Annotated in this window: 10 protein-coding genes and 2 tRNA genes; 1 reads left to right on the plus strand and 11 read right to left on the minus strand. The window is 70.0% G+C overall.

The window, feature by feature from the left end:
• The 6 genes from AC13HU_RS21135 to AC13HU_RS21160 all read right to left on the minus strand — a co-directional run.
• On the minus strand, nt 1-784 hold a 784-nt coding region (locus tag AC13HU_RS21135), incomplete at its 3' end, for an RNA polymerase sigma factor (protein ID WP_483043478.1).
• Between the two features lie 228 nt (nt 785-1012).
• The gene (locus tag AC13HU_RS21140) at nt 1013-1261 is read right to left on the minus strand and encodes a helix-turn-helix domain-containing protein (protein WP_483043487.1); all 249 of its coding nucleotides are present in this window, start codon (nt 1259-1261) and stop codon (nt 1013-1015) included.
• Between the two features lie 26 nt (nt 1262-1287).
• Nucleotides 1288-2166, minus strand: a complete 879-nt coding sequence (locus tag AC13HU_RS21145) for a helix-turn-helix domain-containing protein (RefSeq protein ID WP_483043479.1) — start codon at nt 2164-2166, stop codon at nt 1288-1290.
• A gap of 85 nt (nt 2167-2251) precedes the next feature.
• Nucleotides 2252-2354, minus strand: a tRNA-OTHER gene (locus AC13HU_RS21150).
• 141 nt (nt 2355-2495) lie between these two features.
• The gene (locus AC13HU_RS21155) at nt 2496-2660 is read right to left on the minus strand and encodes a hypothetical protein (protein WP_483043480.1); all 165 of its coding nucleotides are present in this window, start codon (nt 2658-2660) and stop codon (nt 2496-2498) included.
• Nucleotides 2661-2865: 205 nt separating this feature from the next.
• Nucleotides 2866-3153, minus strand: a complete 288-nt coding sequence (locus AC13HU_RS21160) for a hypothetical protein (protein WP_483043481.1) — start codon at nt 3151-3153, stop codon at nt 2866-2868.
• 106 nt (nt 3154-3259) lie between these two features.
• On the opposite strand from AC13HU_RS21160, the gene AC13HU_RS21165 reads away from it, so the two are divergent.
• Nucleotides 3260-4510, plus strand: a complete 1251-nt coding sequence (locus AC13HU_RS21165) for a helix-turn-helix domain-containing protein (RefSeq protein ID WP_483043482.1) — start codon at nt 3260-3262, stop codon at nt 4508-4510.
• 38 nt (nt 4511-4548) lie between these two features.
• On the opposite strand, the gene AC13HU_RS21170 is transcribed toward AC13HU_RS21165, so the two are convergent.
• The 5 genes from AC13HU_RS21170 to AC13HU_RS21190 form a co-directional block, all read right to left on the minus strand.
• Nucleotides 4549-4651 (minus strand) — tRNA-OTHER (locus AC13HU_RS21170).
• Nucleotides 4652-4678: 27 nt separating this feature from the next.
• Nucleotides 4679-4909 carry a hypothetical protein gene (locus AC13HU_RS21175; protein ID WP_483043483.1) on the minus strand — a complete coding sequence of 77 codons (231 nt, stop codon included), beginning with the start codon at nt 4907-4909 and terminating at the stop codon, nt 4679-4681.
• Nucleotides 4910-5126: 217 nt separating this feature from the next.
• Entirely contained in the window at nt 5127-6359 is a 1233-nt protein-coding gene (locus tag AC13HU_RS21180) for a helix-turn-helix domain-containing protein (RefSeq protein ID WP_483043484.1), read from the minus strand.
• A 154-nt stretch (nt 6360-6513) separates the two neighbouring features.
• Nucleotides 6514-7608 carry a winged helix DNA-binding domain-containing protein gene (locus AC13HU_RS21185; protein ID WP_483043485.1) on the minus strand — a complete coding sequence of 365 codons (1095 nt, stop codon included), beginning with the start codon at nt 7606-7608 and terminating at the stop codon, nt 6514-6516.
• 266 nt (nt 7609-7874) lie between these two features.
• The gene (locus tag AC13HU_RS21190; protein WP_483043486.1) at nt 7875-10547 is read right to left on the minus strand and encodes a hypothetical protein; all 2673 of its coding nucleotides are present in this window, start codon (nt 10545-10547) and stop codon (nt 7875-7877) included.
• Between the last annotated feature and the right edge of the window lie 105 nt (nt 10548-10652).

Below are 10652 nucleotides of genomic sequence, written 5' to 3' on the forward strand. Positions count from 1 at the left end.
CGGCCAGCGAGATCGGTACGGGCAGCAGCGGCAGCCCGCTGAGCAGCCGGTCCATCGGCAGCAGCACCTTGCCGAGCCGCCCGCACGCCTCGCAGCCGCGGATGTGCCGGGCGAATCGCTTGCGCCACAGCGGGCTCGGCACGCCGTCCCAGCCGCCGGTCAACTCGGCCAGCTCCGGGCAGCTTTCGGTCGCGCCGAGCGCACGCACCACGGTCCGCGAGGTCTCCAGCTGCTCCTTCATCCGCTGGACCTTCACCGCGGCGTGCTGCCGGGACAGGCCGAGCGCTTCGGCCAGTTCGGACCGGCCGATGTCGCCGGTCTCCTCCAGCCACCACAGCGCCAGCAGCGTGCGGTCGTCGTGGTCCAGCCAGCGGGTCGCCTCGGCGATCTCCCGGCGCTGGTCGGTCAGGCCCAGCCGCAGGATGGTCACCGACGCGAAGTCCGAGGCCGGGTCCGGTATCAACTCCGCTGATTCCAGGCCGGTTTGGTGGTGCCAGGACGCCTTCCTCGCCTGCTCGCGGTCGCGGACCTGGCGTACCGCGATCGCGACCAGCCAGGACCGGAAGGCGGCCGGATCACGGAGATCGGCGAGCCCGCGTACCACCCGCAGCAGCGTCTCCTGCACCACGTCGTCCACGTCGTCGTGGCCGTCCAGGGCCCGGCCGACGATGTTGTAGACCAGCGGCAGGCACTGCGCCACGAGCAGGTCGAGCGCCCCCTCGTCCCCCGCCCGCGCCGCGGTCACCATCTCCGGGTCGGGCCCGCCCCGATCGCCTGCACGCATTCGCTCCGCCGTCCCGTCATCGCAAGTGGCTGCGCCTACACAACAGGAGACGGCGCCCCGGTCGGGCCGATAACGAAAATCCGCGAGGCAATCCGTGCGAACCTGCGGCCGGTACGGCGTGCGGCCTCGCGAATACGGCTCGCGACGCCGCGAACTTCCCCATATCACCCCGCCCCACGTCTTCCGGGCGAGGCAGTCCGCGCTCCGCGCTCATCGGCGCGTCATCGGCTACCAGCGCTTCCGTTCCAGGGCCACCTCGGGGCAGTTGAGCACGTGGGCGATCTTGACCAGGTTCACCGGGGTGGCGCTGCGCCAGCCGGATTCGATCTCGCCCATCAACTGCTCCGATATCCCCACTTCGGCGGCAAGCTCCCGCTTGGTCAACCCGACCCTCTCCCGCGCCCAGGCCACCGCTTCGGGTTCCTGGTTCAGCCGCGCCGGACGCCGTCGGACACTCCGCTTCCCACCGAGCCGCATCCCCGCCCCCACACCACTGACACCGCTCACGGCCGGGGACCGTCCGACGGCCCGCTCGCGGTGCCCTCGTCGAGTAACGCACGCAGGAACGTCAGCGACTCCGTCGGGGTCAGCGCCGTATCCCGCAGCAAGTCGTACGCGAGGCGGAGCGGTTCGACGTCCTCCGGCTCCTCGACCAGGTGACCGCTCCAACTGCTCTGCGTATAGGCGACGGTGCGGCCGTCCCGGAAAGAGATCAGCTCCAGGCAACTGCGGATGTGGTGCGGCCCGGTGCCGAACGGCACGACGTGCAGCGACACATCGGGCTGCTGCGCCACCGCGATCAGGTGCTCCAACTGCCCCTGCCACGTCTGCGGGTCCCGCGCCTCGCGCCGCAGCACCGCCTCGTCGATCAACGCCCGGTAGTGCACGGGGTTCGGGCCGGTCAGACGGTCCTGGCGCTTGAGCCGCGCGGCGACCTGGGCGCCCAACTGCTCGACGCTGTGCGGGCGCGCGGTGCGGAGCTGTTCCTCGGCGTACTCCCGCGTCTGGAGCAGGTAGGGGACGGCGCTGACCGCGTACTCCTGAACGCTCACCGCGTCCGCCTCCAAGGGTGCGAGCCCAAGGAAAGGGCGGTCCTTCGCCTCACGTTTGGCCAGGTGCCACAGCCTCACCAGCAGCGTCCCCGTCCCGTACACCTTGTCCAGCGCCGTGGCCGCCTCAAGAGTCCCGAGCCGCTGCCCCCGCTCCAGCCGGTGCAGGTACGACTGTTCATAGAGGCACAACCCCGCGAGCTCCATCAGCGTCATTCCCGACTGCTGCCGCCGGTAAGCCAGTTCACTTGCGTACAACTGCTGAGCCGACAACCACTCCCAGTCGATGATGTCCTTGCTCCGGGTCCCGCCGCTTCCGCTGCTGCCATTCATACGGCTCTCCTCTCTACGGTGGTCGGTCGTGGTGGTGTTACACGGCCTCTGGGCACGCGGGAATTCCGCATGCAGGGCCGCCAAGTCCCCTTGTCCGGACTCGAACCGGAGTCATCGGGCCTGCCCGCACACATGAACGGAGAAGGGTGCGACGCGGCCCGGGCTCTTCCTGACTGAGCTACAAGGGGGAGTCCCAGAGGATCGCGGCTAAGGACGGGATGGATCAGCCGCGACGACCAACCCGATCTCGACCCCACACAGCAGGGCCAAGCCGAGCAGCGTGACGATTCCGACCCAGCCCACAGAGAGGACGAGCCCCCACTTGCGGATCACGTGGCCGACTCCGCAGCCAGCGCGTCGTACAGGTTGGCGGCATCCGTCAAGTAGCACTCAGGGCCGAGCGGGACACGCCACCGCACTCCCAGCCCCTTGGTGCGGTCGGCGGGCGGCACGACCAGGTACGCGGCCACTCCCAAGCAATCGACGCCGCACATAGCCCGGTTGTTGGCCGCGCCCGGCTTCACCAGCCACTACCAGACGTGTCCAAGCGGGTCAGCGATCACGGCTCCGGTTGCTTCGCCGAGGCGAGCAAGCACACTCTCGCCGATGCGGCTCGGCACTTTCACGGCGTCCCACGCCTGACCGCACGACACGAGCTCCAATTGCCCGTGGTGAGGAGGCGTCCACGGTTCCACAGGGTCAGTCCTCACAGGGCACCGCCGAACGGCCGATCATGCAGCACATGGCCATCACGAAGTGCCCCATCCGTTCGGCGTATCGCGCCGCCTTGAGGGACCGCCGCCCGGCTTCCAGCCAGCGCCCAGCCTCATCGATGCGGATCAGTGCGACGGCCCGCGTGCTGCTCCCATCCGGACAGCGCGGCGCCAACGCCTCGTGAGCCAGGCGAGGCGAATCGCTCGCGGGCATGCCAGCGGACGCTGTAGTTTCTTGCATGTCGATCTGCTCCTTGATTTTCGGATCGGCCACGCCCCGGGGCCGTTCGCGCGGTCGCCGGGGGCTGTGTCTAGACCTTCAAGGAAAAGAACCGTCGAACCAATCACACGGCCCTATACCGCGTCCTATATTTGGAGCTATGAACACGTCCCCGCTGGGACTTTGGTCCCATCCCGGTCTACGTGCGGCAGTCGGAGCCGAGGACTGGGGCGCAGTTATTCGCGGCTACCGCAAAGTCGCCGGACTCTCGCAGACCAAACTCGGTGAACTGGTCGGCCTAGTGCAGCCCGATGTCTCGGACATCGAACGAGGACGTCGCCGAGTTACCTCCACTGAGGTCCGCCAACGCATCATTTCCGGCCTCGGCGTACCGGCTGAACTGCTGCACCATGACGCGCCCGCGCCTGCGGCGTCTCTGGTGCCCCGCCTGGAGTTGCCGGGACCCGGCCCTGATGACGACCTGCTGGCACGAGTCACCAGCGCTGCCGATAGGACGCACCGGGTCGACGCCGCGACTCTTGACTGGTTGGACCGGTTGCTCGCAGAGCACCGGGCAGCGGAAGACCAGCTCGGGTCCCGGCCGCTGGACGAGATCATGCGTCAGCAACTCCGCACAGTGGTAAACCTGTACTCCAGCGCTCGCGGCCCCCTCTCCCGCCGGGTGGTACGCCTCGCATCGGAGCACGCGCAGTTCATCGCCTGGATGGCGCAGGACCAAGGACAGTCCGCTGCGGCGCTCGCCTGGTACGACCGCAGTCACGAATGGGCGCTGGAAGCCGGAGACGTGGACATGGCCGCCACCGCCCTGTCCATGAAGTCCCACATGGCTTGGTCCGGCGGAAACGGCGACCGTACGGTGCGACTCGCCGAAGCCGCGCGTTGGTCGGCGCCCGGTGCCTCCCTGGGCGTACAGGGGATGGCAGTGCAGATGGCCGCGCGCGGTCACGCGCTCAACAGTGTCGCCGACGAAGCACACCGCATGATCGACGACGCCCAGGACTTGATCACCCGTGCGTCGGAGCACCCCGAAGACGAACCGGCATGGATGTACTTCTATGGGGAGACCTGGTTCGAGTTGCAGCGCGGCATGACCGCCATGCACCTACATGATTGGGCCGGCGCCGTGAACCATCTGACTGCGGGACTCTCCGCGCTGGACACGAAGTACCGGCGGGACCAAACCTGGTTCGGCTCATGCCTGGCCCACGCTTACGGAGCTGCCGGAGAGGCCGCCGAGGCGCTGGTTGTGGCCTTGCCGCTCATCGCGGATGCGGCCACCATCGGACGCCCGCACTCATGGAATGAGCTTCACAGCACGGCGGCGGTGCTCGTGCGCGCCGGAGCGAGAGAGGGACGACAGTTGGTCGAGGCGCTGGCCTCGTACGACTGACCGTCAGTCAACGCCAACTGGACCGCAGGGCCGCCAAGTCCCCTTGTCCGGACTCGAACCGGAGTCATCGGGCCTGCCCGCACACATGAACGGAGAAGGGTGCGACGCGGCCCGGGCTCTTCCTGACTGAGCTACAAGGGGGAGTTCACGCATCAAAGCCGGACCCGATCAACGGGACACGTTCACCGTCGATCCCACCCGATCCCTGCTTCCGGGCAGGCCCAGCAGCGCCCCACGGCTGTCGGCAACCCGCAACGCGTCCGACAACGCCGTACACAAGTGCGCCACCATGCCCCGGAGTTCGCCGTCCGAAGGCGTCGCCTCCGTCAGCGTCTGACGGACAAAGCCCAGCAGCTCCCGACCCATCCCGAGCTGCACCGACTCCATCTCATCGGCCAACCGCCACAACGCGTCACACTGATCCGACCGGAGATAGCACGCACCTCCGTCCGGGCCCGACCACGGGAGGCGTCGAAGGGTGCCGGATTGGCCGTGCCGTAAAGGGGAGTCAGGGCGCAGAGGTGCGCGGTCTCGGTGCTCAGCCGTCATGAGGACGACGCTAGGACCGATCCGCCGGTTGAAAGGGGACAAACTGTCCCCCTGCACAAGGGAACGCCTACGCCGCCAAGACGCCTACGGAAGCTGCGAGTTCGGCGGCCTCTGCCCGCAGTGGGCGGGGCACGGAGCGCACCAGGTCTGCGGCCAGCGCCCGACCTGACGGCACGTACTTGATCGCGTCGGGCGATGTCTCCACTGCCCGCTGGAGGTAGTGCAGCGCGCCGGCGGGCTCCTTGCGGGCGTGCTCCGATCGGGCGGCGTCCAGGAACAGACGAGAGCGGCGCTCCACTGACGGAATCGACTCGGGGACGGTTTCCGAGACACGGCGGAGCGCGGCGCCGGGAGTGTGCAGGTCGACGCCGATGGTGACCGCGTGAACCGCCACGTTGCCCGTGCCGAACATCGTCCAGGGGTGGGCGTAGTCCGGCATGCGCTGGGCGACCGCGTTCGCCTCGTCCCACCACCGCCAGGCGTCACCGTCGCGCCCCTCCCGCGCGGAGGTGACCGCCGCATGAAGGCACAGCGCTCCGAAGGTCCCGCGCAGGATGTCGGGCCCGTCCTCAAGGCGCGGGCGGAGGGTGGCCGCCGCCTCGGCGACCAGACGCAGCGCCTCTTCCGTGTGGCCGTTCTCCCGGAGGCCGTTGCCCACGATCCATGCGGCGGCAGCCAGCAGAACGGGGTCGTCCGCCTCCTCCGCCGCCATGCGGGCCCGGTCCACGGTCAGCCAGTACAGCTCCGGTTCCGTGGTGTGCGCGGCGAACTGCTGGGCCAGGGCGTAAGCCTCCGCCGTGACCAGGTAGGCGCGTCGACGTTCCGCCCCCTCGGCTCCTCTGGTGGCGGCGTGGCATGCCGTCAGCAGATCAGGAAGCACCGCCCCTACTTCGGTCCGCTGCCGGCGCGAGGAATGCCACGTCGACCACGCCTGCCGCACTCGTCCCGCCAGTTCCGACACACTGCTCGCCTCGAACGGGGAGCGACGGAAGATCGACGCATGAACCGCGTCCCTGAGCGCCGGCACCGCCGGGTGCGACAGCTTGCCCCAATGGTCGACGGGAATGGCGACATCGCCACCCGTGAGCGTGGCCACGTCGTCCAGCCGAAGTGCCTGCGCCAGCCGGAAGAGCATCGGCAGTGACCGCAGATCGCGGTCCCCGTTCTCGATCTTCTTCAACCAGTCCGACGACCGCCCGACCAACCCGGCCAGCACCGGACGCGACATTCCTCGCCGCTCACGATGATGGCGGATCAACTCACCGGTCGTCAGTTCTCCGTTGATGGACGGATCAGTCACGATGCGGCTCCCGGAACGAAGTCAAGCCCCCCGCACCAGAGTACGCGCCACCAGGACCCGAGTACCGGGCTCGCCAACGCCCACTTCAGCGGGCAAAGCGCCCGGGGTCGCCCTCGCTTCCAGAGTACGGCGCGCCCCGAACGGTGCGCCCGCCCTACGCCCGCGCGAAGCGGACCTCGGGGGCACCGTCGTACGCGGCGGCGAGGAGGCGGAGTCCCTCCGCCTCAAGGGTGTCGCGGTCGGCGGGCCGCAGGGGCGCGAACGGGCTGACGACGACCGCGGCGGCGCCCTTGGCCCGTTCGAACCGCCAGGTCCCCGCGACGAAGCCGTCCACGAGGATCGTGCCGCTGACGATCCCGTTGGCGGAGATGACCCGGGACTTGGGCACGTCGCCGAGGATGCGGGTGCGATCGGCGTGCGAGAGCAGGAGGTTGTCGAAGTCGGCGACGTAGCGGGCGGCCACGGGCACGTCGGCGTCGGCGAGTTCGGCGTCGGGCAGGTCGTGGAGGACCTGCCCGTCCTCGGCGGTGTACGTCCGCAGGTCGAGGTCGGCGAAGAGCCGTTTGAGGCCGGTGAGTCCGGACCACTTCTGCAGGTCGGCCGGGCCGGCGGGGCCGAACGCGGTGAGGTAGCGGCGGACGAGGTCGGCCGGGTCGGGGTCGGCGGCGAGCGGCGCGCCGAGCCAGTCGTCGGCGAAGGCGTACCGGACGCCGCCGGGTACGCCCCACACCCCGCGTGGCGGCACCTGCACGAGCGGCGCCCAGGTGCGTAGCGCGTTGACCAGCGAGGCCGGATCGGCGGCGGGGAAGCGCGCACCGAGGTGGGCCCTCAACTCCGGTGTTCCGAGGGGTTGTTCGGCCAGCACCTCGCGCCCGGCGGAGACCAGCGCGTCGCGGCCGACGCCGGCGAGCCCGGCGGCCCACGCGGAGGAGCGCAGCCCCCGGTCGAGGGCCGGTTGCAGCCACGGCCGCAACCGCAGGGCGTCCTGCGCCGTCACCAGATGCACGGTGTTGCGCATCAACGCCAGCCGCACGACGCGGCGTTCGGCGAGCAGCCGGCCGAGCGCGGCGAAGTCGAAGCCGGCCAGCCGGGTCCACAGACCCGGGTAGGCGGAGGCGGCGCTCTGCGACTGGAGACCCAGCAGGTGCGCGACAGCGTCCTCCGGACCCATGTCCGCCCGCTCCAGCAGGAGTTGGCGAGACAGCAGGGTCCGGTTGAGAGTACGTCGGGAGAGGTGCTCGGTGACCATGGTTCTCACGGTACGGCGCCATGCGGACAGTTACGGTCCGCATCACGCTGCACCGGTACGGCGGGGACTTCACCACCTCCGACGCCGTCGCGCAGCTCAAGTCCTATGTCGAGGCGGTCCACAACCGCTGCCACAAGCCGATCACGCCTGGTTCGGCCGCCGCCGAGGACGACGCCGCCGGGACTGCCCGTCATCGCGCAGAACGTGAGGCGGCCCCGCCCGGGGAGGGGCGAGGCCGCCTTGGTACGTGCCGGTCGGCCGCGAGGTCAGCCGGCGGTGAGGGAGTAGGCGTCGTAGGTGGTCTGGGTGACCGAGTTGCCCGCGGCGTCGGCGGCCTGGACCTTGACGGACACCGCGCCGCTGGTCTTCGCCAGCGACGGCACCCGGTAGCCGGCGCTGTAGGCGCCGGACGCCGTACGGGAGACGGTCGACTCCGCCCAGGTGCCGCCGCCGTCCGTCGAGGTCCACACCTTGACACTGGTGAGGGCGTACGGCGCGGACGGGTCGGCCATGGTGTACGGCGTGATCTCGATCCGGTGCCGTGCGTCGGCCCGCACCGCGTTGCCCGTGTCGGCGAAGGCGTCGTAGCGCAGCTGGATCAGCGGATCGGCGCCGCAGGGACCGCTCCCGCCGAAGTAGTCACCCATGCACATGAACGCCTGTGGCAGCCCGTTGGCGCTCGGGCGGCGCGAGGAGAACGTCCAGTCGCTGTGCAGGTCGCCCCCGTCGACGGTGAGGCGGTCGGTGGCCGGCTCGTCGGAGAGCTGGTAGACAGGCGTCCCGGACAGCTGCTTCTGCGGCAGTTCGGCTCCGTTCTGGTAGAGGTGGACGGTGGACGGGTCGAAGCTGTACGGCAGGTACGGATCGTCGGCCAGGGCCGGGTTCGCGCCCGAGACCAGGTAGGTCGTCGGGTAGAAGGTGTCCCCCTGCCGGCAGAACGCGCAGTAGTAGAGGCTGCCGAGCGACAGTCCGGTCTGGTAGATCGCGTTCGGCACCGCCGGTGCCCCGAGCGAGTCGGGAGCCGCGAACCACTCCTCGGTGTCCTTCGCGGGCCGGTCGAACACGTTGAGCGCCTGATGCGGTCCGGAAGCGCCGTCCGCGGTGTTCAGTGTGCCGATCCGGTCCCAGGTCAGGTCGGGGGAGACCGGTCCGAAGTACTGCTGCACCGTCGAGGGTGCGGGGGCGAACACGGAGGGCGTGAGCAGCGCGAAGAAGTCGTTCGGATGGAACACCGACTCCGACTGCGTCACGCTTCCGGGCTGCGAGCTGTGGTAGGACGTCGTCCGCTGGGCAAGTTGGTCGTCGCCGATCGAGAAGTGGAGCGCGGCCGGCACCCGGCCCTCTTCGGCCAGGGCCAGGTGGTAGAAGTAGGGGCTGTACCCGTGGTCGGTGATGCTCACTGTCGCCGCGCCCTTGGCGAGCAGCGCCGTCAGCGAGGCGGCGTCGTCCGGCGTGATCGTGGCGAACGGGATCTTCACCGGCTGCTCGCCGGTCCACCACCAGTAGGGCTCGACGGGAATCACCGGCGGGTTCGTCGGGTCGTCGTCACGCGGATCGATCAGCACCCCGGCCGCACCGGCCCGGAGCGCGGCGGCCAGCTGCGCGGTGGAGATGACGGAGATGCCGGTGGCCCGTCGCATCAGCACGAGCTTGCCCCGCACGTCCACCTTCGCGAAGTCGGCCGCGCCGCCGTACCCGACGTTCACCACCTGGGCCGTGGTCGTGCCGGAGAACCGCGTGAAGCTTGGTGAGTCCAGATCGGTGTACCGCGCGTAGTACGGGTGCAGGGTCAACCGGGAAGGGCCGGTGACGGCGGCGGAGACCGGCGCCCGGCCGCGCAGCCAGAAGCTGCTCAGGTGGAAGCCGCCGACGGAGACCGGCTCGGTCGGGGTGACCCAGGCCGCGTCCAGACCACTGCTGTCGGGCTGCTGCCATGCGCTGTAGACGCCGGGCGCGGTGCGGCTGTTGCTGATGTAGTGCTCAAGGTCGACGGCCGTCCGCGGGGTGTCCACCGTGAACTTGGCCGCCTTGTCCAGATCGGTCGTGACGGTGGTGTCACCTGCCACCACGACCTGCGGGACCGTGGTGTCCACGAGCTGCGGGATGCCGTGCAACTCGAACCCGACGCTCATGTCCTGTGCGGCGTAGACCCCGTTGGGGACGGTGAAGGTCACCGAGTACGTGGTGCACGGGTTCGTGTCGAGGCAGGCGAAGTCGGTCGGCGTGACGGTCCGTCCCGCCGCGGCCCCGGTCAGACCGATGAGGACCGGGTAGTACGGGCAGGCGGTGGCGGACTGGACTCCGAGGTACCACCCGAAGATCGGGCACCAGGCCGCGTCCCCCTGCTTCTTGCTGAGGGTCCAGGTGACGGTGGAGCCGGGGGCGGCGGCGGGCACGACCGACGCCGGCGACTGATGACCCGTCGGCCAGGCTCTGGTGGCCCCGCCCGCCAACGCCGGACGTGCCGTGCCGCGTGCGGCCGTTGCCTGCGTGGAGCCGCCGGTCAGGGCGGTCCAGAAGGCACCGGCCCTGGCCGCCGGCACGCTCAGCCGGACGTCCCCGCTGCTCGGGTCGGCGCCGACCACGGTGGCACCGGTCAGCCCGCCTGCCTTCGCGGTCAGGGCGGCGGCACTGTTCCGCCCCCCGTAGTGCACGGTCAACGGGATGCGGGCCTTGGCGCCGGTGTCACCATGGCCGGCCAGCCAGGTCACGTCGAACGCCTGGGCGTCCATCAGGTGCAGTTGGATGAGGCCCGTCGCCGACTCCGGGTAGGCGGACACATGAGCCTGCTCGGCGGTCTTCCCCAGGACCGAGAAGGTGATCCGGGACGTGGTGCCGGGCGCGGCCGACATCAGGTACTTCCCGGACTTCTCCCGGCTCAAGGTGACCTTGTCGCCGGTGGGCAGGGTGACGGTGTAGGAGCTGTCGCTGATACACATCTCGAGCCCACGTGTCTTGAGACCAGCGCGTCTGCCGTCTTCTGCGTGAAACTGTGGGGGGGGGGGGGGGGGGGGGGGGGGGGGGGGGGTGGGGGGGGGGGGGGG

This window comes from Streptomyces sp. NH27 (genome assembly GCF_056859195.1).

What these genes read in the sequence shown, in the direction of transcription:
- AC13HU_RS21140 (WP_483043487.1), bottom strand. Translation starts at nt 1,261, where the DNA reads ATGCGGCTCGGTGGGAAGCGGAGTGTCCGACGGCGTCCGGCGCGGCTG.
- AC13HU_RS21145 (WP_483043479.1), bottom strand. Translation starts at nt 2,166, where the DNA reads ATGAATGGCAGCAGCGGAAGCGGCGGGACCCGGAGCAAGGACATCATC.
- AC13HU_RS21155 (WP_483043480.1), bottom strand. Translation starts at nt 2,660, where the DNA reads ATGTGCGGCGTCGATTGCTTGGGAGTGGCCGCGTACCTGGTCGTGCCG.
- AC13HU_RS21165 (WP_483043482.1), top strand. Translation starts at nt 3,260, where the DNA reads ATGAACACGTCCCCGCTGGGACTTTGGTCCCATCCCGGTCTACGTGCG.
- AC13HU_RS21185 (WP_483043485.1), bottom strand. Translation starts at nt 7,608, where the DNA reads ATGGTCACCGAGCACCTCTCCCGACGTACTCTCAACCGGACCCTGCTG.
- AC13HU_RS21190 (WP_483043486.1), bottom strand. Translation starts at nt 10,547, where the DNA reads ATGTGTATCAGCGACAGCTCCTACACCGTCACCCTGCCCACCGGCGAC.